Raw genomic sequence first — 22,849 nt, forward strand, 5'->3', positions numbered from 1 at the left:
GCGGCGGGCCACGATGCCAGGCGTCCGCGCAGGTCACGAAGCCGCGACAGGGGTCCGAAGTTCTTGTCCCGCGCCATCGATTCCGCCATCCCCTCGCTCGCCGACAAAATCCGTGCCGCAGCGGCGCGCCGCAGACGGAACACCTGACAGACTAGCGGGCCGCGGACGTGGAAGACTGGGCCCATGACGTCGTTCGGAGATCTCCTCGGTCCGCCTCCGGTCCTCCTCGACATCGACGAGGAACCGGAACTGCAGCTGCACAAGGGCCGCCCGGCCGCCGAGGTCGCGGCCGACTTCCCGACGTCGTCGCTGGCCTGGGCCACCCTCGCCGAGGGCGCGCTGGAGGCCGAGCAGGCCGTGACCGCGTACGCGTACGCACGCACCGGCTACCACCGCGGGCTGGACCAGTTGCGTCGCCAGGGGTGGCGGGGCTTCGGGCCCGTGCCGTTCTCGCACGAGAACAACCGGGGCTTCCTACGTGCCGTCGCCGCGCTGGCGAAGGCCGCGAAGTCGATCGGCGAGGAGGACGAGTACCTCCGCTGCCTGGACCTGCTGAACGATTGTGACCCCGAAGCCGCGGGCGCTCTCGGACTCGGCGAGTAGCCGGATCCGCCGGCGGCACAACGCGCTGCCGCCGATCATCCGGAGCCGCACCAGCCGGCTCTGGCGTTCCAAACTGCCCATCCTGCAGTGCGCGCTGGCTGCCGCCATCGCGTGGTTCATCGCCAACGACGTGGTGGGGCACGTCTCGCCGTTCTTCGCCCCCATCGCCGCGGTCATCTCGCTGGGCCTGTCGCTCAATCAGCGCCTGCGCCGTTCGCTCGAGTTGGTGGGCGGCGTCACCGTCGGGATCGGTGTCGGCGACCTGCTGATCTCGGCGATCGGCACCGGCCCGGCCAGCTGGGCCTGGTGGTCGCCATCGCGATGGCCGTCGCCGTCCTCGCCGACCGCGGGCCACTGGTTCCGATGCAGGCCGCCTCGTCGGCGGTCCTCGTGGCCACGCTGTTGCCGCCCGGCTCGACCGGCGGCTGGACCCGGATGCTGGACGCCCTCATCGGCGGTCTCGTCGGGGTGCTCATCGCCGCGCTGATCCCGAACAACCCCGCGGGGCGCCCGCAAGGACGCCGCGAAGGTGCTCGACACGATGCGCCGGGTCGTCGCGTCGGTCGCGGCCGGGCTCACCGACGGTGACCGGTCCAACCTGGACTGGGCCCTCGAGACCGCCCGCGCGACCCAGCCCGACCTCGACCAACTGGGCGCCGATCTCGCGGGCGGCATCGAGATCGCGAGGGTATCGCCCGTGTTCTGGAGTTCCCGCGCGCGCATGGACCGCCTGCAGGCGATCGCGGAGCCCCTCGACAACGCTGTGCGCAACGTGCGGGTGATGGCGCGCCGCGCGCTCGCATCGAACCAGGCCCGCCAGCGGATCGACCCGGCGTTGGTCACCGAGATCGGGCGTCTCGCCGACTCCTTCAAGATCCTGCGCGACGTGGTGCTCGCCCCGCCCGACGGCCGGCCGGACCAGGCCGATGCCGCGCGGGTGCTGCGGTCGGCGGCGCGCCGCGCGAACGCCCTGCACCTCGAGGAGGAGAGCGAGTCGCTCAACGAGGTGATGATCTACGGCCAGCTGCGCTCGACGATCGTGGACCTGCTGCAGGTCGCCGGCCTCTCCCGCACCTCCGCGGTCGCGCAGATGCACACCGTGCCGACGAAGAAGGACGTCCCGCAGAAGGACGCGCCGACGTCGCCGGCCGGCGAGCCCGGGGTCAGCTGATGAGCAGCCAGTCGTCGGTGTTGCGGTAGAAGGTCGCGCGGGTCACGACCGTGGGATCGGTGCGGCCGTCGCGCGTCACGACGAGTTCGAGGCCTCCGGTCTGCGCGGCGCGACCGGACAGCCACCGTCGGCGCACGCCCTTCGCGAGCCGGGCACGCACCCCGCCCCCGTTGCCCGACGGGCCCGTGGGCTCGACGATCACGGCCTTGGCCTGGCCGGTGAACAACTTCTCCGAGTCCACGAATGTCTCGCCGGTGAGCTGGCCCCCGTCGGGGCCGGTGACCTTGGCCTTGCCCACCAGGACGAAGCCACGGTCGTCGCGGATCAGGGGCACGGCGCGGGGCGTACCCGTGAGCGGATCGCCCGGCGGGTAGATCGACGATGCGTGTGAGTTCTCGGTGGGCACGTACGCCACCTCCACGTCGAGCCGTTCGGACGCCATGAGCCGGGCGATCACCGCCGCCAGAAGGTCGTCGGGCCCCGCGACCACGATCCGCTTCGGGAACGTCAGCTTCTGCTTCAGTTCCGCCTTGGCGGAGTCGAGGTCCACGGTGATCGTTTCGAGGTCGCGGAGGCTGCCCGGGATACGGACGTCGGGGGCGCGCACCACGACGGTGCTCTGGGTCACGGAGCTCACCGCTCCTACTGTAAGGTTGCGGCACGGCTCGACGTTATCCAGGTGAATCTTCGAGGAGTGCGGGCCGGAAGGAGATCGTCCATGCCTGCGATCGTGCTGATCGGCGCCCAGTGGGGCGATGAAGGTAAGGGGAAGGCCACCGATCTGCTGGGGGAGAAGCTCCAGTGGGTGGTCCGCTACCAGGGCGGCAACAACGCCGGCCACACGGTGGTCCTGCCGAACGGCGACAAGTTCGCGCTGCACCTCATCCCGTCGGGCATCCTGACCCCGGGCGTGAAGAACGTGATCGGCAACGGCGTCGTGGTTGACCCGTCGGTCCTGCTCGCCGAGCTCGACGGCCTCGAGGCGCGCGACGTCGACACGTCGAACCTGCTGCTCTCGGCCGACGCGCACCTGCTCATGCCGTACCACGTGGCGATCGACAAGGTCACCGAGCGCTTCCTCGGCAACAAGAAGATCGGCACCACCGGCCGCGGCATCGGCCCCTGCTACCAGGACAAGATCGCCCGTGTCGGCGTCCGCGCGCAGGACGTGCTGGACGAGTCGATCCTCACCCAGAAGGTCGAAGCGGCACTGGAGTTCAAGAACCAGGTGCTCACCAAGATCTACAACCGCCGTGCCCTCGACGCGCGCCGGTGGTCGACGAGACGCTGGAGCTCGCCGAGAGCTTCAAGCACCGCATCGCCGACACCCGCCTCGAGCTGAACCTCGCGCTGGAGCGCGGCGAGACGGTGCTGCTGGAGGGCTCGCAGGGCACGCTGCTCGACGTCGACCACGGCACGTACCCGTACGTCACCTCGTCAAACCCCACGTCCGGCGGCGCGTCGGTGGGCTCGGGCATCGGCCCCACCCGCATCACGACGGTGCTGGGCATCCTCAAGGCGTACACCACCCGCGTCGGCTCGGGCCCGTTCCCGACGGAGCTTCACGACGAGTGGGGCGAGTACCTCGCCAAGCACGGCGGCGAGGTGGGCGTCACCACCGGCCGCGCGCGCCGCTGCGGCTGGTTCGACGCCGTGATCGCCCGCTACGCGACCCGCGTCAACGGCATCACCGACTACTTCCTCACCAAGCTCGACGTGCTCAGCTCCATCGAGAACGTCCCGATCTGCGTGGCCTACGAGATCGACGGTGTGCGGTACGACGAGATGCCGCCCAACCAGACCGATTTCCATCACGCGAAGCCGATCTTCGAGACGATGCCCGGCTGGTGGGAGGACATCTCCGGCTGCCGCACGTTCGAGGACCTGCCGAAGAACGCGCAGGACTACGTGCTGCGGCTCGAGGAACTCTCCGGCGCGCACATCTCGTGCATCGGCGTGGGCCCGGGTCGCGACGAGACCATCGTTCGCCGCGCCATCGTCTGAGGCCCCCAGGCCCGAGCGTGGTCGATGACGCGCAGAACAGCTATGCGTGCCGCGCATAGTCGTTGAAACCCTGGTCAGTGGGATCTTGGCCGCCTCGAGTCATGCGTCTGGCGCATGCCCTGGCTGTGGGTGCGACCAGACCGGGGCCCTGCGTGATGTCGCCGGATCGAGGGCGGCGTTCGTCCCCCGCGCGACACCGATCCGCGGCTCCGGCGTTCCGTCCCCCTCAGGCGCAGTTCGTGGGGCAGGGGTTCGAACGACCCCCGCGCGGCGTTCGCGGTCGATCAGCGCAGCGACGGGTCCTGCGCGCGGACGGCCCGCACCTCGTCCATCGTCGGCGCGTACGCCCCGGCCCGGCTCACGGTGAGCGCGGAGGTGATCACGGCGCGGTGCAGCGAGGGCTGCACGTCGCTCCACTGGGCGGCACGGAGCCGTCGGGCGGCGTAGCGCGAGCCGAGGAACCCGGCGTCGAGCAGGCCCGACACCAGACCGGCCATGAACGAGTCGCCGGCCCCCACGGTGTCGCCGACTTCCACGGTCAGCTGGTCCACGTGCAGCATGTCGCGGTTCCCGGCGAGCAGTGCGTACGCGCCCCACGGCCCGCGGGTGACCACGACGAGCGCCGGGCCGGACGCGATCCAGCGGCGCATCACGTCCTCGACCGGTTCGTCGGGGTGCAGCCAGGCGATGTCCTCGTCGCTGGCCTTCACCACGTCCGACAGCGCGATCATCTCGGTGATGCGCGGCAGCACCTGCGCGGGCGTGCCCATCAGCGCGGGGCGGATGTTGGGGTCGTACGAGACGGTCGCGTGGTCGCGGATCTGCTGCGCGACCCGGAGGACACCGTCGGCCCCGGAGCGAGCGTGGCCGCGAAACTGCCCGTGTGCAGGTGCCCGTACCGCTCCAGCGATTCGACGGGCGGCACCTCCCAGGTGAGGTCGAACTCGTACGTCGCGCGACCTTCGGCGTCGACGTTCGCGTACGCGAGCGGGGTGTTGGCGGCACCGTCGGACCCGGGGACGATGTCGACGCCGGCCCCGGCCGCGGTCTCGGCGATCCGGTGGCCGCGGACGTCGCGGCCCCACCAGGACAGGATCGACGACGGGTCGTCGAGCGCGGCGAGCCCGCACGCCACGTTGAACAGGCTGCCGCCCACGTGCTCGGCGGGCTCGGCGCCGTCGCGCAGCACGACGTCGACGAGGGCCTCGCCGAGGCAGAGGGTCCGGTCGGTCATATCAATGGCCTTTCGCCGCGAGCGGGTCGGGGACGCCGTCGTCCGGGTCGGAATCGAGGCCCAGCCGCTCCGTCATCTCCTCGAGTGGGATGCCCTTCGTCTCGGGCATGACCTTGAGTACCCACAGTAGCTGCAACACCATGAAACAGAAGAAGATCGAGAATGCGAAGCCGCCGCCGAGTGCGCCGAGGATCGGCGGGAAGGCGAAACTCGTGATCGCGGCGAACACCCAGTGCGTGGTGCTGCCGAGGGACTGCCCGGCCGCGGATCCGGTTGGGGAAGATCTCGGAGATGAACACCCAGATCACGGCGCCCTGGCCGAACGCGTGCGAGGCGATGAAGACGACGAGCCCGAGCAGCACGAGCGCCGCCGAGGTCCCGTCGTAGTCGCCGTCGTAGACGAACATCACGCCCGCGAGGAAGCCCAGTGACACCAGGTACCCGACGGAGCCCACCAGCATCAGTCGGCGGCGTCCCAGCCGATCGATCACCGTGAGCGCGGCCATCGTGGCGATCAGGTTCACGAAGCCCACGGCGATGCTCATCAGGTACGGTGCGTTGCCGGTGGCGCCTGCGTCCTCCATCACGCGGGGCGCGTAGTAGAGGATCGCGTTGATGCCGGACAACTGGTTGAAGAAGGCGATCGCGACGGCGAGCAGGATCACCTTGCGGTGCCCGCGCGTGTAGAAGCGGGACTTCGCGCGGCCGGACTCCGCAGCGAGGGACTGCTGGATCTCGGCCATCTGCTCGTCCGCGTCGGCCTGCGTGGAACACAGTCGCTCCGAGATGGCGCGGGCCCGGGCCACGTCGTCGTGCCCCGCAAGCCACCGGGGCGTCTCGGGCACCGTCGGGAGGAGGAGCAGGAAGACGGCTGCCGGAACGACCATCACCCCGAGCATCCACCGCCACGCGTTCGGATCGTCGCCCATGACCCCGCGGATGATCGCGTTCGACGCGTAGGCCACCAGGATGCCGAGCACGATGTTGAACTGCACCAGCCCGACGAGCCGTCCGCGGTGCTTGGGCGGCGAGATCTCGGCGGTGTAGATCGGCGCGCACACGCTGGACGCGCCCACGCCGAGCCCGCCGATGAACCGGAACAGCTGGAGCAGTTCGACCGACGAGGTGGGGGCTACCGCGCAGCCGATCGCGCTGATCACGTACAGCGCGCCGATCGTGTACAGCACCTTCTTGCGGCCGTACCGGTCGGCGGGCCTGCCCGTGACGACCGCCCCGATGATGGTGCCGATCAGCGCGGTCGTCACGGTGAACCCGAGCATCCCGTCGCTGAGGCCGAACTGCTCCTGGATCTGCTTCTCGGCGCCGGAGATGACGGCCGTGTCGAAGCCGAAGATCAGGCCGCCCAGCGAAGCGACGACGGCGCTGCGGATCACCAGTGGTTTCATGATCCCGAACGGTAGGCCTGCCGCCCGCCCGCCGAGTGAGAACAACTGAAACACTCACCACCCCACAGCGATCGGAAACAAACGCGGACCGTCGGGTCTCCGGACGTGCTGAACGGCCTGCGGGTTTGCCATGATGGACCCCATGACGAACCTCACCGAGACCGGCGGCAATCCTCGGATCGGCACTGCGCTGACCCCCGGCGCGACCAGGGCGCTCCTGCTGGGGTCCGGCGAGCTGGGCAAGGAGGTTGTGATCGCGTTCCAGCGCCTCGGCGTCGAGACGATCGCCGTCGATCGGTATGCGAACGCCCCCGCGATGCAGGTCGCGCACCGCAGCCACGTCATCGACATGACCGACGCCGCCGAGGTCCGCCGCGTCATCGAGGAGGAGAAGCCGGACTTCGTGGTCCCCGAGATCGAGGCGCTCGCCACCGACGCGCTCGTCGCGGCCGACGAGGAGGGCCTCGCCGAGGTCATCCCCACCGCCCGCGCCGTGGCGCTCACCCTCGACCGCGAAGGCATCCGGAAGCTCGCGTCCGAGGAACTGGGCCTGCCGTGCTCGCCGTACGCGTTCGCCTCGTCGCTCGAGGAACTGCGCGCCGGCGCCCAGGAGGTCGGTTTCCCCTGCGTCGTCAAGCCGGTCATGTCGAGTTCGGGCAAGGGGCAGTCCGTCGTCCGCTCGGCGGAGGAGCTCGACGGTGCCTGGACGTACGCGGTCGACGGTGCCCGGGTCCGCAACGAGCGAGTCATCGTCGAGGGCTTCGTCGACTTCGACTACGAGATCACGCTGCTCACGGTCCGGGTCTTCGACGCTGAGCGGGGGAAGGTGGTCACGCGGTTCTGCGAGCCCATCGGGCACCGGCAGTCCGACGGTGACTACGTCGAGTCGTGGCAGCCGCAGCCGATGAGCCAGGCCGCGTACGACGCCGCGACCTCGGTCGCCGGCCGTATCACCACCGCGCTCGGCGACGGCGGCACGGGTGGCCGCGGCGTCTTCGGCGTGGAGCTGTTCGTCAAGGGCGACGACGTGTACTTCTCCGAGGTCTCGCCCCGCCCGCACGACACCGGCCTGGTGACGCTGGGCTCGCAGCGGCTCTCCGAGTTCGAGTTGCACGCCCGCGCGATCCTCGGCCTGCCCGTGGACACCTCGCTGATGTCCCCCGCCGCGTCGGCGGTGATCTACGGGACGAAGGAGTCGAGCTCCGTCGCGTTCGACAGCGTCGCGCGTGCGCTCGAGGTGCCGGAGAGTGACCTGCGCCTGTTCGGCAAGCCCGAGGGGTACCCGAAGCGGCGCACGGGCGTGGCTGTCGCGACGGCAGACACCGTCGAGGTGGCCCGGGCCAACGCCGCGGAAGCCGCCGGCCGCGTGACCGTGATCGACTCCGCGGATCCAGCGCCGGCCGAGGCGCCCGCCACCACTGCGGTGCCGGTGCAGCGTCCGGTTCCGCCGGCGGAGGACCTGTCGACCCGTGCCATGCCGATGCAGCGCCCGGCGCCCGGAGCGACCGCGCAGCCGGGGCAGGCTCCGCAACCTGGGCAGCCGGGGCCGGGGCGGCCGCTCGTGCCGCAGCCGCCTGCGCCGCAGGGGCCGCCGCAGTCGCTGAACAAGCCCTCGGCGGCGTCGGGTCCGGCAGTGCCGCCGGCCCCGCCGACGGCCGCGTCCCCGGTGGTTCCGCCGCAGGGCGCACCGGTTCCGCCCGCGCCGCCGACGGCGGCCTCGCCCGTCGTCCCGCCGCAGCCGGGCCAGCCCCCGCAGGTCCAGCCCGGGCGGTCGGCGCAGCCCGGGCAGCAGGGGCAGGAGGGCGGCCCGGGAGCGGCGATGTCGCGTCCGCACACTGTCACCGGTAGCCGCCCCGCGCAGCCTCGCCCGATCCAGCCGGCGCGGCGCTCGCCGGTGAGCGAGCCCTCCGCCCCCGTCACGGAGCCGGAGGAGTACGACCACAACCCGCCCACGTCGCTGGGGCTTCCGCCCCAGCGTCCGCAGGATTAGCCGAACCGGTCGAACGCCTCCGCCCACTGCCGCGCGTCGAGGTCCCGGGGGAGCGGAGAACGGTGGAACCGTTGAGCTTTCACCCACCGGTCCACCTCCGTTCGACGGTGCCGCCCAGCCACTCCCGCGAGCACGGCGGCGAGTCCGCGGCCGCGGCCGGTAAAGACGGCGTGCACGAAGCCCGCGTAGGGGTGTCGAAGATCCGTTGCGAGCAACGGGGATTCACGCCGGGTGATGGTCAGTAAGCCTGCGTCCACGCTCGGTCGCGGGGTGAAGGCGGACGCGGGAACCCGTCGGCGGAGCTGGAATTCGTACCAGGGTGTCCATTGCGCCGTCATCATCGTGGAACCTCCGACCCCGCGCGGCGGCGGGCCACCTCCCACTGCACGAGGAGTACGGCGTCCGTCCAGTGCGGGGCGTGCAGCAGCTTGCGCAGGACGGAGGTGGTCAGGTGGAACGGTAGGTTCCCGACCACGACGTGCGGTTCGTCCGGCAGGCGGTGCTCGAGGAAGTCTCCGTGGATCACTGTGGTGTGGGGAAGCTTCCGCGCGAGACGTTCCCGATGGGCACCGTCGATCTCGACGGCGGTGAGTGGCCTGTCCAGGCGTGCGAGAGGAATCGTCAACGCGCCGGAGCCGGGGCCGATCTCGAGGATCGGCCCCTCGGTGTCGTCGACGACGTCGACGACGGCGGTGATGACGCTGCGGTCGGTGAGGAAGTTCTGGCCGTGCTCATGACGGCCGCCGCGATAGGTGGGCATTGTGGTTCTCCGGAGACGGATGTCGGCCCGGGCAGCACGAATCGCCGCCCAGCTGGATGTGCTGGGGCGGGAAGCGTCGTCGGTGGAGCTTCGCCCGCCGCTAGAAGCGGCCGCGGTCCACGACCGCCGCACTCGCGGCGGCGGCAGCTGCTGAAGAACTCACGCCGTGCACGTTAGGTGCCGGCCCGGCGGGAGACAACCGATTATCCGCGCTGCAGCCAGTACGCCTGCGACTTGATGCGCTCCTTGGGGAGCCCGAACTCCTTCTTCGCGGCCTTCGTGATCTCCCGGGTCGCCTTGGTCTCCGCGGCGACGAACAGGAATGCGTCCGAAGGGATTCCGGCCCTCGTGACAGTTGAGACGAGGGTCGTGCCGCGCCCTTCGCGCGGCACCCAGGTCACGTTCGTGGCGTGGACGGGGATCTCGCGTTCCTCGGTGTGCTGGAACTCCAGGAACACCCGGCTCGGGACGTCTGTCGACCCGACGAGCGAATTGATGGCGGGGATGGAGGCCGCGTCGCCCACCAACACGTACTCCGACGGTGCCTCGGGGACGTCGAGGTCCGAGCCCATCATGGTGGCGGCGATGCGGTCGCCGGGCCGGGCGTCCAATGCCCAGCGTGGGGCGGGACCGTCGTGCATGGCGAACTCGATCGTGAACTCCGAGCGCTCGGGATCGATGATCGTGTAGCCGCGCTGGACGAGGTTGCCCTCGTCGGCGTCGGTCGTGGCCTCGCCGCTCTTCGGTACCCACAGCCGCACCCACATCGTGGGGAACCACGGATTGTTGAGCAGGAACGTCCCGCCGTCGAACCGGACACGGTGGTAGTGATCGTTCACCGCCTCCGCCGAGAGCACGGTGAACACGTAGTCGTCGGCCCGCATCGCCTTGAGGATCAGACCTGTCACACCTCTACCCATGATGGTGAGGCTACCCTAAATAGTCCTGTCCGCCCACATAGGTGGTGTGTGACTCGAACTCCTCGGCCTCGACGGCGCCGGCGATCGCGGCGGCGAACTCGGTGACCGTGGGGAGCGGGCCGTGGCTGCGGCGTTCCTCGACGGCGGCGGGGTCGCGGCGCTCCAGGAGGCGAACGATGATCGTGCCTTCGATCATGTCGCCCGAAACGACGCGCAGGTCGAGGTCCAGCTCCGACGCCAGGGCGCGCAGCGCCCGCTCCCCGGCGAGCTTGCTGGCTGCGATCGGCTCGTATCCGGCGGGGACGGGGCGGGTCTCGGAGAAGTGGGCCTGGTGGCTGGTCACGAAGACGATCCGTCCGCCCGGCCGCAGCCGTTGCGCGGCGGCGCGGGCGGCCGCCACCTGCGCGTCGCGGTTCAGGCGCATCGCGTAATCGCCGTCGGCGCCGAGTTCGAGCCCGCCGGACGCGTTGAGGATCACCGCGTCCACGGGGCCGAACGCGGTTGCCGCTGCGTCGAGGAGTCGTGGCGGTCCATCGGGTGCGGTGACGTCTGCGCCGACGGTGATCGCCCGGCCGCCGGCTTCGCGGACCAGCGCGCACACCTTCTCGGCGCGACGCTCCTTCTCGCGGTAGTTCACCACCACGTCGTGGCCGCGCGCGCCCAGCGCCACCGCCGTCTCGGCACCCACTCCGCGGGACGCCCCGGTCACCACTACGACCGCCATCGCCGAACCTCCATGCTTCTGATTTCGAACTGCTGTCAGCATGACGCTTCGAATTCAGAAGCGCAAGTAGGCTGTGATCCGTGTCAGTGCGTGACGTGGTGCCTCAGCGCCGCGAGGACCCGGATCCGGCGGTCGTCGCGGCGATGGAACTGCTGGGTCAGCGCTGGGTGCTCCGCATCGTCTGGGAGCTCGAGCCCGGATCGCTCGGATTCCTCGAATTGCGCAGGCGCATGGGCAATTGCAGCTCCAGTGTGCTCGCGACCCGGCTCGCGCTTCTGGTCGAGAAGGGAATCGCTCGCAAGCTCCCCGACAAGCAGTACGAACTCACCACCCGCGGCGAGGCCCTCGGCCGCGCCCTCTGGCCGGTCTGGGACTGGGCTGCGGACTGAGTCGTCACAGGGCGTCCGTCGAAACGAGACCACCATCGGCCAGACGGCACCGTTGCAACGGCTCACCTGCTCCGGCGGGGCCTGGATCGTCACACCGGCCGTCTCCGGCGGCGAGGAGTGCACCGCGGTGGGCGCTCAGCGGGTCGGGGCGAGCGGCCTCCAGACCTGCACGCACGGCCCGTACGGATTCACGTGGGAATGACGCCCGCGGCCCGTCGCGGCCCGGGTGAAAGGAGGACGACGGACGATGAAACGAGCTGTTGCGGCGATCGGCGCCTGTGCGGGACTGCTGACGGCGGGAGCGGTGGTGACTGAGGCCTCCGCCGGAGCGTCCGGCCCCGTCGTCGCCGCGTCACCGAACTGAGCGACCGCGCGCCGAGCGGCGCCGGACCGAATTAGAATCATCGTGAGCGAAAAGTGCCGCCGCCCCGAGAAATCGGGGCGGCGGCACCGTCGTACTAGCGTTCCGGACTAGTCCTGCTGGACCTTGGTCGGCTCGGAGGCGGCGAGCATGTCGCCGCGCTCGACGACCTTCACGCGCTCCCGGCCCTCGGCCTCGCCCAGGCTGCGCTCGTGCTCGTCGAGGCGGTACCAGCCGTCCCAGGTGGTGTACGGGGTCTGGTGGTCGTCGAGCCACTGGGTGACGCCGTCCGCAGACGGGTCCGACGGGGCGTTCAGCTTGCCCGCGTGGAAGTCCTCCAGCAGGCACGCGATGGTCTCGTTGGCGTCGCCCTTGGTGTGGCCGATGAGGCCGACGGGGCCGCGCTTGATCCAGCCGGTGGTGTACACGCCCTGGATGTGCTGACCTGCGTCGATGACGCGGCCGGCCTCGTTGGGGATGACGCCGGCCTGGTCGTCGAAGGGGATTTCCGGGAGATCGTTCGAGAGGTAGCCGACGGCGCGGTAGACGGCGCCGAGTTCCCAGTCGGTGAACTTGCCGGTGCCGCGCACGTTGCCCGTGCCGTCGAGCTCGGTGCGCTCGGTGCGCAGGCCCGTGACCTTGCCGTTCTCGCCCAGGATCTCCACCGGAGACTCGAAGAGGTGGATGAACAGCTTGTGCGGGCGGTTGTTCGGCTCGCGGATCGCGTAGTTCTCGAGGATGGTGGCCACCTGGTCGGTGATCTTCGACTCGCGGCGGGCCTTGGCCGAGCCCTCGTCGTACTCGATGTCCTCGGGGTTCACGACGACCTCGATGGTCTGCGAGTGGTCGAGTTCCTTGAGCTCGAGCGGGGTGAACTTGACCTGCGCGGGGCCGCGGCGGCCGAAGACGTGCACCTCGGTGGCCTTGTTCTGCTTGAGGCCCTCGTAGACGTTCGGCGGGATCTCGGTCGGCAGCAGCTCGTCGGCGGTCTTGGCGAGCACGCGGGCCACGTCGAGGCCCACGTTGCCGACGCCGAGGACGGCCACCTTCTCCTGCGTGAGCGGCCACTCCCGGGAGAAGTCCGGGTGCCCGTCGTACCAGGCCACGAACTCGGCGGCGCCGTAGCTGCCGTCCAGGTCGATGCCGGGGATCTCCAGATTGCGGTCGGCGACGGCGCCCGTCGAGAAGATCACCGCGTCGTAGTGGCGGCGCACGTCCTCGAGGGTGAAGTCCTTGCCGAAGTCGAGGTTGCCGAGCAGGCGGACCTGCGGCTTGTCGAGCACCTTGTGCAGCGCGGTGATGATGCCCTTGATCCGCGGGTGATCAGGGCGACGCCGTACCGGATCAGGCCGAACGGCGCGGGCATCTTCTCGAAGAGATCGATGCTGACGCCGGGGTCCTTCGCCTCGTCGGACTTCATGAGTGCATCCGCCGCGTAGATCCCGGCGGGGCCTGCGCCCACGATGGCAACGCGCAACGGGCGGTTCTGTTCGGTCATGTGAAGTCGGCTACCTTTGTCTGCATACACGGTTTGTCCCCACCAGGTTAGTGCGGACTTATCAACCGTTCCTAGTCCGGGTGGCGCATCGCACCCCCGGAGAGGCACTGGAACGTGTTCTAGTTACAGAGGGTAGAGACTTCAGTGAGCGCAGACAAGAGCCCCGGCGACGTGAGCCCCGGGCGCGGCACCACCGCGACCCCGTTCCTCATCGCCCTCGTGATCGCGGTGTTGGCGATCGGCGGCATCCTCACGTGGAACGCCATCCGCCCGTCGGAGGAGCGGCTGAGCGATTCGGCGCAGGTGCAGGTGACCATCGGCCAGTACTACGGCGCCCTCAACAAGGGCCGGTACGCCGATTACGTCGCGAACACCTGCGCCAAGGACCGCGCGGCCGCCGACTTCCCCCAGGAGGCCGGGTTCGCCGATGCGCGCAAGGCCGTCGTCGATAGGGAGGGCGAGGCGAAACTCGACGAGGGCGACGTCAAGAACCTCACGGTGCACGGCGACACCGCCTCCGCCGAGCTCACGGTCACGTACGAGAAGGCCGGTGAGCGCACCGAACAGGCGACGTTCGTCCGCGAGGACGGCAAGTGGAAGAAGTGCTCGTGACCTACGCCGGAGACCTCACCCCCCGCGAGTGCTGGGACCTCCTGCAGGAGGACCCGCAGGCGATCCTCGTGGACTGCCGCACCGAGGCCGAATGGAACTACGTCGGCATCCCCGAGCTGTCGCAGGTCGGGCGCAACCCCGTGCTCGTCGAGTGGCAGCGCTACCCCGACGGTGCGCTCAACCCGACGTTCGTCGACGAGCTCCGCGCCAAGGGAGTCACCGACGAGACCCCGGTGGTCTTCCTCTGCCGGTCCGGGCACCGCTCGATCGGCGCCGCGGAGACCGCCACCGCCGCCGGCGTGCGGCGCGCCTACAACGTGCTCGACGGCTTCGAGGGGCCGATCGACGGATTCGGACATCGCGGCGTGGCGGGCTGGCGCGCCGAGGGTCTGCCCTGGCGGCAGTTCTAGGCTGAAGCCATGACGGAGTTCAGCCCCTGCCCGACGGCCTGCGGCCCGAGACCTACGCCGTGCGCGGCGGCGTCCTGCGGTCGAACTACGAGGAGACCTCCGAGGCGCTGTTCCTGAACTCGGGCTACACCTACGAGAGCGCCGAGGCCGCCGAGGCGGCCTTCAACGGCGACATCGACCGGTTCGTGTACTCGCGTTACGGCAACCCGACGGTGGCCATGTTCCAGGAGCGCCTCCGCCTCCTGGAGGGCGCCGAGGCGTGCTTCGCGACCGCCTCCGGCATGTCAGCGGTCTTCACCGCGCTCGGCGCGCTGCTCAAGGCCGGCGACCGGCTCGTGGCGGCCCGCTCACTGTTCGGCTCGTGCTACGTCGTGTGCAACGAGATCCTGCCGCGCTGGGGTATCGAGACCGTCTTCGTCGACGGCGAGGACCTCGCGCAGTGGGAGGAGGCGCTCAGCGTCCCCGCCCAGGCGGTCTTCTTCGAGACGCCCGCGAACCCGATGCAGGGGCTGGTGGATGTGCGGGCCGTGTCCGCACTGGCGCACGACGCCGGTGCGAAGGTCGTCCTGGACGCGGGCTTCACCCCTGTGGGATACCAGGATTCGTTCGGTATGGGCGCCGACGTGGTGGTGCACTCGTCCACCAAGACCATGGACGGTCAGGGGCGCGTGATGGGCGGCGCGATCCTGGGCACGACGGAGTACATCGACGGCCCGGTGAAGCAGCTGATGCGGCATACGGGCCCGGCGATGGCGCCGTTCAACGCGTGGGTGCTGCTCAAGGCGCTCGAGACCCTGGACCTGCGGGCCGAGCGGGTGAGCGCGAACGCGCAGAAGGTGGCGGAGTTCCTCGACGCCGATCCCCGCGTCTCGAAGGTGCTGTTCCCGTTCCTGCCCTCGCACCCTCAGTACGAGCTTGCGAAGACGCAGATGAAGGCCGGCGGCACGGTGATCACGCTGGAGCTGGCGGACTCGGAGTCCGCCGCCGGCAAGGCGCGCGCCTTCGAGTTCCTCAACCGGCTGCAGGTCATCGACATCTCCAACAACTTCGGCGACGCCAAGTCGCTCATCACGCACCCGGCCACCACGACGCATCGGGCGACGGGGCCGGAGGGTCGCGCGAAGATCGGGCTCACCGATTCGATGCTGCGACTGTCCGTGGGGCTGGAGAACGTCGACGACCTCATCGCCGATCTGGATCATGCCCTGGGCTGAGCCGGCTGCCGCGAATGCGGTCGTTTTCCTGCACTATCCGTGGGATTTCGACCACACTCACGCGCTCAGATCGTCGATCGCCGCGCGCCAATGGCGGACGGCGTCGACGTCCACCGGCGTGTCCCAGCCGCCGTGGCGCACCCCGCTGCCGGCGTGGAACGCGTCGATCCCCGCTGCCGTGAGCCGCGGCAGGTGATCGAAGCGGAGCCCTCCGCCCACCAGGAGCCGCTGCGGCGCATCTCTTTCCGCGGTAAGGGTGTCGATGCCGTCGTCCACACCGGTCGCCGCGCCCGCAGTGAGGAAGGTGTCCAGGCTCGGGAGGCCGGCGACAGCCTCGCGCAACGCCTTCCGGTCCGCCGCGTGATCGATCGCGCGGTGGAACGTCCACGGCGCGCCCTCGATCTCCTCGACGATGCGCGTGACCGCCAGCAGGTCGACGGTCCCGGCGGACGTGAGGAAGCCGAGCACGAACTCCTGCGCCCCGGCGCCTTTCAACTCGACCGTGCGCCGTACCAGCGCGCCCAGGTTCCCGGGCGCGAAACCGTCGGCGAGCCGGAGCATCACGCGCGCCGGGATGTCCACGGCGGCGCGGACCTCGGCGACGATGGCGGGGGAGGGGCTCAGCCCGTCGGCCGCCATGTCGGCCACGAGCTCCACCCGGTCGGCCCCACCCGCCTGCGCGGCGACCGCGTCCCGGGCATCCAGAGCGATCACTTCGAGCAACGGCATGAAACCAGTCTCCCAAGGACGCCGCTGGAAATCCGATGGACCGAAGTGTTGCGTCCGAATACGCTGCCGTGCATGGATATGCGCAAGTTTCCCGAATCGCTGCGGCAGTGCTACTGCCGTCGGTTCGGCGTGCCCGCATAACCTGCGGCAACCCGGGCCGTCGCTTCACCGCCGGCCCGGTGCCCATGCGTCACACGCATGGCTTCTCGGACCGGTGACCACCACATCGAGACGAGAAAGACATGGAGAAGATCAGTAAGTCCTTGGTCTCGTGGGCGTCCATCTTGGACGAGAAGACCCGCGAGCAGGCGATCACCACGGCGAAGCTGCCGTTCATCTACCCGCACATCGCGTTGATGCCCGACGCCCACCTGGGCAAGGGGGCCACCGTCGGTTCGGTCATCCCGAGCCTCGGCGCCGTGATCCCCGCGGCCGTCGGCGTCGACATCGGCTGCGGGATGATCGCGGTCCGCACCCAGTTCACGCTGGCCGACCTGCCCGACGACCGCGCGACGGTCCGCGAGGCCATCGAGCGGGCGATCCCGCTCTCGCCGGGCCGCTACAACAAGAAGGTCGCGGCCACGGCGGAGCCGAGGATCGCGGAGCTGACGGCGCTCGCCGAGCGGGCCGATTTCGACCCGGCCCAGTACGCGGGGAACTGGAGGCTCCAGCTGGGCACGCTAGGCGGAGGAAATCACTTTGCAGAGCTAAGCATTGATAGCGACCAGCGGGTTTGGGCATTCTTGCACTCCGGCTCCCGTGGGGTCGGCAACAAGATCGCCCAGCACCACATCGCCGTCGCTACCCGCCTCTGCAAGCAGTGGTGGATCGAGCTGCCGGATCCGGACCTCGCGTACCTCGTGGAGAGGACGCCCGAGTTCCGCCGGTACATCGCCGAGCTGACGTGGGCGCAGCACTTCGCGCTGCTCAACCGTGAGGAGATGATGGACCGGGTGATCCGCCAGCTCGGCGAGTGGGTGGGGACACGTGTCGTCGAGGCGGAGCGGATCAACTGCCACCACAACTTCACCAAGCGTGAGAAGCACTTCGGCAAGGAGGTGTGGGTGTCCAGGAAGGGCGCGATCGAGGCGACCGAGGGCAAGCTCGGCCTCATCCCGGGCTCCATGGGCACCGCGTCCTACATCGTCGAGGGCAAGGGCTACGCCCCGTCGCTCAACAGCTCGCCGCACGGCGCGGGCAGGAGTACTCCCGGTCCGCGGCGCGCAAGACGTTCACGCACGAGCAGTTGCGGGAGGCCATGGCGGGCATCGAGTTCCGCGACAGTGCCGACTTCATCGACGAGATCCCGCAGGCCTACAAGCCCATCGACCGCGTCATCGCTGACGCGGAGCAGTTGGTCAGGGTCCGCGCCGTGCTGCGGCAGATCGTGAACGTCAAGGGGCAGTAGTCGCCCACGTGTAGGCGGAAACCGTGATGTTCTCCCAGGGGTTCATCGCGGTTTCCGTCTACAGCTGTCCGCTCGAGAATGAGCGGTCGAGGTGGTAGCGGGCGACCTCGACGGCGCGCTCGGGCGTGTGGTGCCCGATCACCACCGCCGTGCTCAGGCCGTTGCACAGTGCGATGAGGCTGTCGGTCTCCACGCCGAGATCCACTCCAGGTGCAACCTGGCCGAGGCGGTCGGCCTCGAGGAAGGCTTCGTGGATGCTCGATCGCAGTCGGCCGACGCCACCCGCCAGGGGTTCGGCCGCGAGGGCTGGATTCGTCATGGCCAGCGCCGCGAATGCTGACGAAACTCGGTAGAAGGCGTAGCTCGGCCCGTCGGTCGGAATCGCCTCGAGCAGGAATGCGTCCAGCACGTCGCGTGGCGTCGGTGCATCGAGTGCGGACAGTCGTTCGCGCCACCGCTCGTTCGATTGCTCCTCGAGCCGCCGGAGCGCGCCCACGAGGAGCTGTTGCTTGCTAGTGAAGTAGTACTGCACGAGCCGTAGCGAGACTCCAGCCTCGGCCGCGACCGAGCGCATCGACACCGCGTGCAGGCCGTCGCGCGCAGCGACGCGGGCCAGCGCGTCGGCGATCTGAGCTCGTCGTTCGTCGTGATCCACGGACCTCGGCAACGCCACCTCCTTGTTGATACAGTCGTATCACATCGTTTTGATACAGGTGACGTAGAAAGGTGGGTCATGTCTGGACGCGTGCTCGCCGCGGCCTGTCTCGCGCAGCTGATGATCACGCTCGACGTCTCGGTCGTGAACATCGCGCTGCCCGCCGTCCGGGCCGACCTGGGGCTCGGCACCGTCGGGCAGCAGTGGGTGGTGACGGCCTACGCCCTGCCGTTCGCCGGCTTCCTCCTGATCGGGGGCAGGTTCGCGGACCTGGTCGGTGTGCGAACGACGTTCGGCGGTGGCATGGCTTTGTTCACCGCGGCGAGCGTCGTCGCCGGGGCGGCCCCCGGCCCGGGGTCCTTCTCGCGGGGCGTGCGCTCCAGGGGCTGGCCGCGGCGTTCGTCGCGCCCGCCGCGCTGGCAATGGTCACCACCACCTTCGAGGAGGAGGCGCGCACGCGGGCGCTGGCCTGGTGGACCGCGATGAGCATCGCGGGCGGCACGGCCGGCAACCTGTGCGGCGGCGTGCTCACGGAGGTGTTCGGCTGGCGGTCGGTGCTCCTGGTGAACGTTCCGCTCGGCGTGATCGCCTCGACCCTGGTGCGGCGCGCCTCGTTGCCCGCCGGATCGGCGCGGTCGCGCGCACGGCGCGGTCGCCTGGATGTGGGCGCCGCGGCCCTGGTGACGACGGCGCTCATGATCGCCGCGTTCGGGCTCGGCGCGACGGGCGAGCGGCGCTGGACGGCCGGCGGTGCGGCGCTCGTGACGGCGGTGATCCTGTTCGCCGCCTTCGTCCGTCGTGACCGCCGCAGTCCGCTGCCGATGGTCCCGGCCGGTGTGCTGAAGGGGCGGGTGGTGCGCTGGGGCAACGTCGGGATCCTGCTCGCCGGAGCGGCGCTGGTGCCCATGTGGTTCTTCCTGTCACTCCAGCTGCAGGTGTTGCTGGGGTATCCGCCCGTGATCGCCGGCCTCGCGTTCCTGCCGCACACCGTCATCCAGCTGATCGTGGGCCTGCGGTGGACGCCGCTCCTCCTCCGGCGATTCGGCGCAACAGTGCTCGTGGCCACCGGCTCACTCCTCCTCGCCGCGGGCTTCGCCTGGCAGAGTCTCCTGGTACCCGAATCGTCCTATGTCGCAGCGGTCCTCCTCCCCGCCGTCCTCATCGCGGTGGGGGCCGGGGTCATGAATCTGCCGTTGACCACGATGACCGTCGCCGGCGTCCCCGATTCGATGGCCGGCACGGCCTCGGGAATCATGAACTGTGCCAAGCAGATCGGTGGTGGAATCGGATTGGCCGTGCTCGTCGCCGCGACCGCGGGTATGGCCGAGCCCGCGACCGCCTACGGTGTCGCGTTCGTGATCATGGCGGGCCTGGTCGCGCTCATCGGCGTCGGAGCCGTGCTCGTCGCACGGATACCTCGGCCGCGGATTCCTCAGCCGGGGAACGGGTCCTCCGTGTGACCGACGAGGTCCGCGACGGAGTCGATCGTGCGGGTGGGCCGGTAGGGATAGGCGGTCACGGACTCGCGGGTGGAGATGCCGGTGAGCACCAGGATGGTGCGGAGGCCGGCCTCCAGGCCGCAGACGATGTCGGTATCCATCCGGTCACCGATCATCAGGGTGTCCGCGGAGTGCGCCCCGAGGGCGCGCAGGGCGGATCGCATCATGAGGGAGTTCGGCTTGCCCACGTAGTACGGCGAGAGGCCCGTGGCCTCGCGGATGAGGGCGGCCACCGCGCCGGTCGCCGGCAGCAGGCCGTCGCGCGACGGCCCCGTCGGATCCGGGTTCGTGGCGATGAACCGCGAGCCGCGCTCGATCAGCCGGATGGCGGTGGTGATGGCCTCGAACGAGTACGTGCGGGTCTCGCCCAGCACCACGTAATCGGGATCGTTGTCGGTGAGCACGTAGCCCACGTCGTGCAGGGCCGTGGTCAGCCCGGACTCGCCCACGACGTACGCCGTCCCGTTCGGCCGCTGGTCCTGCAGGAACTTCGCGGTAGCGAGCGCCGATGTCCAGATCCGCGCCTCGGGGATGTCGAGGCCGGTGGCGACCAGGCGGGCGCGCAGGTCGCGCGGCGTGCGCGTCGAGTTGTTGGTCAACACCATGAACGGCGTCCCCGCGGCCGTCAGCTCCGCGATGAAGGCGTCGGCGCCGGGGATGAGGTGCTCCTCGTGGACGAGCACTCCGTCCATGTCCATCAGGTACGTCCACTCGGTCATGCCCGCGAATCTACTCCGAGCAGGTTTGGCGTCGTCGTGATTCGAACCTTGACGCCGGGTCGCGCGACAGGGCATTCTCGGATCAGGTCATGAGTGCCAGTGACAAGCCCCGGCTCGCTGGTCGGCAACCCTCCTCCGCGGTGGGGTGCTCCGGGTGACGACCTGGCCGCATCGGAAGGGTGCGGCAAGCGCGGATTCGCGGCACTGCTCGGGCGGTGTCGTGCGTCCTCAACCGTTGAAGGACATCTCTCATGAGCATCACCATCGCCGAGCGCACCGCCGTCTGCCTCACCCCGACCGTCACGTCGCCCGTCACCGCCGTCCGCAGCACGCCGCTCTCGCTGGGCCCCCTCGCCGCGGTCACCGGTGCCGACGAGTACGCCCCGCTCAGCGACGGCGCGACGGTCCGCTACGCCAACTTCGACTACGCCGCCAGCGCGCCCGCTCTCGTCGAGGTGCAGCACGCCGTGCAGGAGGCGCTCGCCGAGTACGCGAGCGTGCACCGCGGCGCCGGCCACCTCTCGCAGCGCTCCACCTCCCGCTACGAGCGCGCCCGCGAGGTCGTCGCCGAGTTCGTGGGCGCCCGCGCCGACGACCACGTCATCTTCACCGGCAACACCACCGACTCGATCAATCTGCTGGCGGGCTGCGTGCCCGGCGAGGTCGTGGTCCTCGATTGCGAGCACCACGCGAACCTGCTGCCGTGGAAGCGGATCGGCGCCCGCGTGATCTCCGCGCCGCTGTCGATCGAGGGCACGCTCGAGGTGCTCGAGAAGGAGCTGAGCGCGCGTCCCGCCGCCCTGGTCAGCGTGACCGGCGCCTCCAACGTCACGGGTGAGGTGCTGCCCATCCGCCGGCTCGCCGCGCTCGCGCACCGGCACGGTGCCCGGATCGCGGTCGACGGTGCCCAGCTGGTGCCGCACCGTCGGATCTCCCTGCGCGAGAGCGGCGTCGACTACCTCGCCTTCTCCGGACACAAGCTGTACGCGCCCTTCGGCTCAGGCGTGCTCGTGGGCCGCGCCGACTGGTTCGACGAGGCCGAGCCCGTCCGCTGCGGCGGCGGCGCCAGTTACGAGGTGATCGGCACGCCCGTCTCGAAGTCCGTCGAGGTGGCCTGGCACACCGGGCCCGCGCGGCACGAGGCCGGCTCGCCGAACGTCCTGGGCGCCGTCGCGATCGCCGCCGCGTGCGAGGCCATCGAGCGCCTCGGCGAGGACGCCATCGCCCGCCACGAGCGGTTCCTCACCGACCTGCTGCTGCGCTCGCTCGAGGGTGTCGACGAGGTCCGCACGCTGAAGATCTGGGCCGACTCCACCGAGCGGGTGGGCATCGTCGCGTTCACCGTCGACGGCCGCACGCCCCGCGAGGTCGCCGAGTTCCTCTCGTCCGAGCACGGGATCGGCGTGCGCGACGGGAAGTTCTGCGCCCACCCCGTCGTTCACCGATTGGGGTGCTACGACGGCGCCGTCCGCGCGAGCATCGGCCTCGGCACGAGCGAGAACGACGTGCGCCGCCTGGCGCGCGCCCTCGAAGACCTGTCCGCACGAGCGAAGTGAATCCGGAGGATCCCATGACCGTCTCCCGCCCCGCACTGGTGGTCACCGTCGACGGTGAGCCCGAGTCCGTGCACCTGACCCGGGTTCGCGCCGCCGACCTGCGCCTCGCGCAGCGGGAGCGCGGCTACCTGCGTGCCGAGGCCGAGCGCGCCGGGCGGGAGCCGGGCGCGGTCGCGCTCGAGGTCGACGTCGTGATCGACGAGCGGGCCGCGGACGCCCGCGCCAGCTACGCCCCGAACGGCGCCGCGCCGCAGGGCATCATCTACATCGGCACCCCGTCAGGGCTGAAGTCCCTGATCGAGGACGTCTACGCCGCCGAGGTCGCCGACGCGGTGGTCCTGCGGCCCGTGGGCGGCGCGCGCACCAAGGACCTGATCACCACCCTGCTCGCCGCGTAGGCACCGTCATACTGGGGCGTGACCGCGCCGTACTCGCCCCGCACCGAAGCCGTCCGCGCCGCCCTCGCCGCGGCCGGTCATCCCGACACCGTGCGGCACGTGCCCGACGGTGCCCGCACGGCCGCCGAGGCGGCCGCGGCACTGGGCTGCGAGGTGGGCGCGATCGCGAACAGCCTCGTCTTCCTGGCCGACGGTGCGCCGCTCCTCGTGCTCTCCAGCGGGCGGCACCGCGTGGACACCGCCGGCCTCGCGGAACGGATCGGGCGCGAGCGGATCTCGCGCGCGCAGCCTGAGGACGTGCTCGCGGCGACCGGGCAGGTGATCGGCGGCGTCTCGCCGGTGGGCCACCCGGCACCGGTGGTCACCGTGATCGACGAGTCGCTGCGCGACTACCCGGACCTGTACGCCGCGGCGGGCACCCACGACACGATCTTTCGCACCGATTTCGATGCGCTGGTGGCGCTGACCGGAGCCCGGATCGTGCGCACGAATGCCTGATCGGGCGGTGCGCCCGAATCGCTTCGCCCCCAGATAGTTGTATACTGCACGTAGTTCGAGGTTCCCGGCGCCGCCGGGGTGTGTCAGCGGA

The 22,849-nt window shown here is 70.2% G+C and carries 19 protein-coding genes, 6 pseudogenes and 1 riboswitch; of the genes and pseudogenes, 14 read left to right on the forward strand and 11 right to left on the reverse strand.

Going from position 1 to position 22,849, the window contains the following annotated elements; all coding sequences use genetic code 11:
* Nucleotides 1-183 precede the first annotated feature (183 nt).
* Both MTP03_RS01950 and MTP03_RS01955 read left to right on the forward strand, forming a co-directional pair.
* Complete coding sequence (locus tag MTP03_RS01950) at nucleotides 184-603, forward strand: DUF3151 domain-containing protein (RefSeq protein WP_248490344.1); 420 nt, start codon at nucleotides 184-186, stop codon at nucleotides 601-603.
* A pseudogene (locus tag MTP03_RS01955) lies at nucleotides 563-1,774 on the forward strand (aromatic acid exporter family protein). The gene MTP03_RS01950 and the pseudogene MTP03_RS01955 overlap by 41 nt, the downstream one beginning before the upstream one ends.
* Here MTP03_RS01955 and MTP03_RS01960 read toward each other — a convergent pair.
* Nucleotides 1,767-2,411 carry a hypothetical protein gene (locus tag MTP03_RS01960; RefSeq protein WP_248490346.1) on the reverse strand — a complete coding sequence of 215 codons (645 nt, stop codon included), beginning with the start codon at nucleotides 2,409-2,411 and terminating at the stop codon, nucleotides 1,767-1,769. The pseudogene MTP03_RS01955 and the gene MTP03_RS01960 sit on opposite strands and share 8 nt — an antisense overlap.
* A gap of 81 nt (nucleotides 2,412-2,492) precedes the next feature.
* Between MTP03_RS01960 and MTP03_RS01965 the strand changes: the two are divergent.
* Nucleotides 2,493-3,778, forward strand: a pseudogene (locus MTP03_RS01965) (adenylosuccinate synthase).
* A gap of 284 nt (nucleotides 3,779-4,062) precedes the next feature.
* Here MTP03_RS01965 and MTP03_RS01970 read toward each other — a convergent pair.
* The 3 genes and pseudogenes from MTP03_RS01970 to MTP03_RS01985 all read right to left on the reverse strand — a co-directional run bounded on the left by MTP03_RS01970 (nucleotide 4,063) and on the right by MTP03_RS01985 (nucleotide 6,418).
* Nucleotides 4,063-4,599, reverse strand: coding sequence for a carbohydrate kinase family protein (locus MTP03_RS01970; protein ID WP_248492359.1), 537 nt, complete (start codon nucleotides 4,597-4,599; stop codon nucleotides 4,063-4,065).
* Nucleotides 4,548-5,012 carry a hypothetical protein gene (locus MTP03_RS01975; protein WP_248492378.1) on the reverse strand — a complete coding sequence of 155 codons (465 nt, stop codon included), beginning with the start codon at nucleotides 5,010-5,012 and terminating at the stop codon, nucleotides 4,548-4,550. The genes MTP03_RS01970 and MTP03_RS01975 overlap by 52 nt, the downstream gene beginning before the upstream one ends.
* A gap of 1 nt (nucleotide 5,013) precedes the next feature.
* Nucleotides 5,014-6,418: pseudogene (locus MTP03_RS01985) on the reverse strand (sugar porter family MFS transporter).
* 142 nt (nucleotides 6,419-6,560) lie between these two features.
* Between MTP03_RS01985 and purT the strand changes: the two are divergent.
* Nucleotides 6,561-8,408 (forward strand): formate-dependent phosphoribosylglycinamide formyltransferase, encoded by a 1,848-nt coding sequence (gene purT / locus MTP03_RS01990; RefSeq protein ID WP_248490347.1) that lies wholly within the window; start codon nucleotides 6,561-6,563, stop codon nucleotides 8,406-8,408.
* Here the strand turns inward: purT and erm are convergent.
* The 3 genes and pseudogenes from erm to MTP03_RS02005 form a co-directional block, all read right to left on the reverse strand.
* Nucleotides 8,405-9,168 (reverse strand): annotated as a pseudogene (gene erm / locus MTP03_RS01995) (23S ribosomal RNA methyltransferase Erm). The gene purT and the pseudogene erm sit on opposite strands and share 4 nt — an antisense overlap.
* A gap of 203 nt (nucleotides 9,169-9,371) precedes the next feature.
* Complete coding sequence (locus MTP03_RS02000; RefSeq protein ID WP_248490348.1) at nucleotides 9,372-10,076, reverse strand: siderophore-interacting protein; 705 nt, start codon at nucleotides 10,074-10,076, stop codon at nucleotides 9,372-9,374.
* A 22-nt stretch (nucleotides 10,077-10,098) separates the two neighbouring features.
* Nucleotides 10,099-10,812 carry an SDR family oxidoreductase gene (locus MTP03_RS02005; protein WP_248490349.1) on the reverse strand — a complete coding sequence of 238 codons (714 nt, stop codon included), beginning with the start codon at nucleotides 10,810-10,812 and terminating at the stop codon, nucleotides 10,099-10,101.
* A gap of 80 nt (nucleotides 10,813-10,892) precedes the next feature.
* On the opposite strand from MTP03_RS02005, the gene MTP03_RS02010 reads away from it, so the two are divergent.
* The gene (locus MTP03_RS02010; protein ID WP_248490350.1) at nucleotides 10,893-11,201 is read left to right on the forward strand and encodes a helix-turn-helix domain-containing protein; all 309 of its coding nucleotides are present in this window, start codon (nucleotides 10,893-10,895) and stop codon (nucleotides 11,199-11,201) included.
* A gap of 471 nt (nucleotides 11,202-11,672) precedes the next feature.
* On the opposite strand, the pseudogene MTP03_RS02015 reads toward MTP03_RS02010, so the two are convergent.
* A pseudogene (locus MTP03_RS02015) lies at nucleotides 11,673-13,060 on the reverse strand (FAD-dependent oxidoreductase).
* Nucleotides 13,061-13,204: 144 nt separating this feature from the next.
* Here MTP03_RS02015 and MTP03_RS02020 point away from each other — a divergent pair.
* The 3 genes from MTP03_RS02020 to MTP03_RS02030 are packed head-to-tail and all read left to right on the forward strand — an operon-like array spanning nucleotide 13,205 to nucleotide 15,296.
* Nucleotides 13,205-13,672: a DUF4878 domain-containing protein gene (locus MTP03_RS02020; RefSeq protein WP_248490351.1), complete on the forward strand. Its 468-nt coding sequence runs from the start codon at nucleotides 13,205-13,207 to the stop codon at nucleotides 13,670-13,672.
* The gene (locus tag MTP03_RS02025; protein WP_248490353.1) at nucleotides 13,669-14,082 is read left to right on the forward strand and encodes a rhodanese-like domain-containing protein; all 414 of its coding nucleotides are present in this window, start codon (nucleotides 13,669-13,671) and stop codon (nucleotides 14,080-14,082) included. Before MTP03_RS02020 ends, MTP03_RS02025 begins: the two co-directional genes overlap by 4 nt.
* Before the next feature lie 59 nt (nucleotides 14,083-14,141).
* Nucleotides 14,142-15,296 carry an O-succinylhomoserine sulfhydrylase gene (locus MTP03_RS02030; RefSeq protein ID WP_248490354.1) on the forward strand — a complete coding sequence of 385 codons (1,155 nt, stop codon included), beginning with the start codon at nucleotides 14,142-14,144 and terminating at the stop codon, nucleotides 15,294-15,296.
* 57 nt (nucleotides 15,297-15,353) lie between these two features.
* Here MTP03_RS02030 and MTP03_RS02035 read toward each other — a convergent pair whose 3' ends face one another.
* A complete protein-coding gene (locus tag MTP03_RS02035; protein ID WP_248490356.1) occupies nucleotides 15,354-16,025 on the reverse strand; it encodes a copper homeostasis protein CutC in 672 nt (223 codons plus the stop codon).
* A gap of 242 nt (nucleotides 16,026-16,267) precedes the next feature.
* On the opposite strand from MTP03_RS02035, the pseudogene MTP03_RS02040 reads away from it, so the two are divergent.
* A pseudogene (locus MTP03_RS02040) lies at nucleotides 16,268-17,433 on the forward strand (RtcB family protein).
* Between the two features lie 58 nt (nucleotides 17,434-17,491).
* Here MTP03_RS02040 and MTP03_RS02045 read toward each other — a convergent pair.
* On the reverse strand, nucleotides 17,492-18,106 hold the full coding sequence (locus MTP03_RS02045; RefSeq protein ID WP_371820853.1) for a TetR/AcrR family transcriptional regulator: 615 nt from the start codon (nucleotides 18,104-18,106) through the stop codon (nucleotides 17,492-17,494).
* A 60-nt stretch (nucleotides 18,107-18,166) separates the two neighbouring features.
* Between MTP03_RS02045 and MTP03_RS22530 the strand changes: the two genes are divergently transcribed.
* The gene (locus MTP03_RS22530) at nucleotides 18,167-18,574 is read left to right on the forward strand and encodes an MFS transporter (RefSeq protein ID WP_256465208.1); all 408 of its coding nucleotides are present in this window, start codon (nucleotides 18,167-18,169) and stop codon (nucleotides 18,572-18,574) included.
* On the forward strand, nucleotides 18,475-19,548 hold the full coding sequence (locus tag MTP03_RS02050; protein WP_371821013.1) for an MFS transporter: 1,074 nt from the start codon (nucleotides 18,475-18,477) through the stop codon (nucleotides 19,546-19,548). The genes MTP03_RS22530 and MTP03_RS02050 overlap by 100 nt, the downstream gene beginning before the upstream one ends.
* Here MTP03_RS02050 and MTP03_RS02055 read toward each other — a convergent pair.
* Entirely contained in the window at nucleotides 19,521-20,306 is a 786-nt protein-coding gene (locus tag MTP03_RS02055; RefSeq protein WP_248490359.1) for an HAD-IIA family hydrolase, read from the reverse strand. The two genes, MTP03_RS02050 and MTP03_RS02055, sit on opposite strands and share 28 nt — an antisense overlap.
* Nucleotides 20,307-20,391: 85 nt before the next feature.
* Nucleotides 20,392-20,503: riboswitch (SAM riboswitch) on the forward strand.
* Between the two features lie 54 nt (nucleotides 20,504-20,557).
* Between MTP03_RS02055 and MTP03_RS02060 the strand changes: the two genes are divergently transcribed.
* The 3 genes from MTP03_RS02060 to MTP03_RS02070 are packed head-to-tail and all read left to right on the forward strand — an operon-like array spanning nucleotide 20,558 to nucleotide 22,758.
* Nucleotides 20,558-21,862 carry an aminotransferase class V-fold PLP-dependent enzyme gene (locus tag MTP03_RS02060; protein WP_248490360.1) on the forward strand — a complete coding sequence of 435 codons (1,305 nt, stop codon included), beginning with the start codon at nucleotides 20,558-20,560 and terminating at the stop codon, nucleotides 21,860-21,862.
* 14 nt (nucleotides 21,863-21,876) lie between these two features.
* Nucleotides 21,877-22,260 (forward strand): hypothetical protein, encoded by a 384-nt coding sequence (locus MTP03_RS02065; protein ID WP_248490361.1) that lies wholly within the window; start codon nucleotides 21,877-21,879, stop codon nucleotides 22,258-22,260.
* Nucleotides 22,261-22,278: 18 nt separating this feature from the next.
* On the forward strand, nucleotides 22,279-22,758 hold the full coding sequence (locus MTP03_RS02070) for a YbaK/EbsC family protein (protein ID WP_248490362.1): 480 nt from the start codon (nucleotides 22,279-22,281) through the stop codon (nucleotides 22,756-22,758).
* Nucleotides 22,759-22,849 lie beyond the last annotated feature (91 nt).

Origin of the sequence: Tsukamurella sp. PLM1, assembly GCF_023168325.1 — a bacterium.
Taxonomy (GTDB): Bacteria; Actinomycetota; Actinomycetes; order Mycobacteriales; family Mycobacteriaceae; genus Tsukamurella.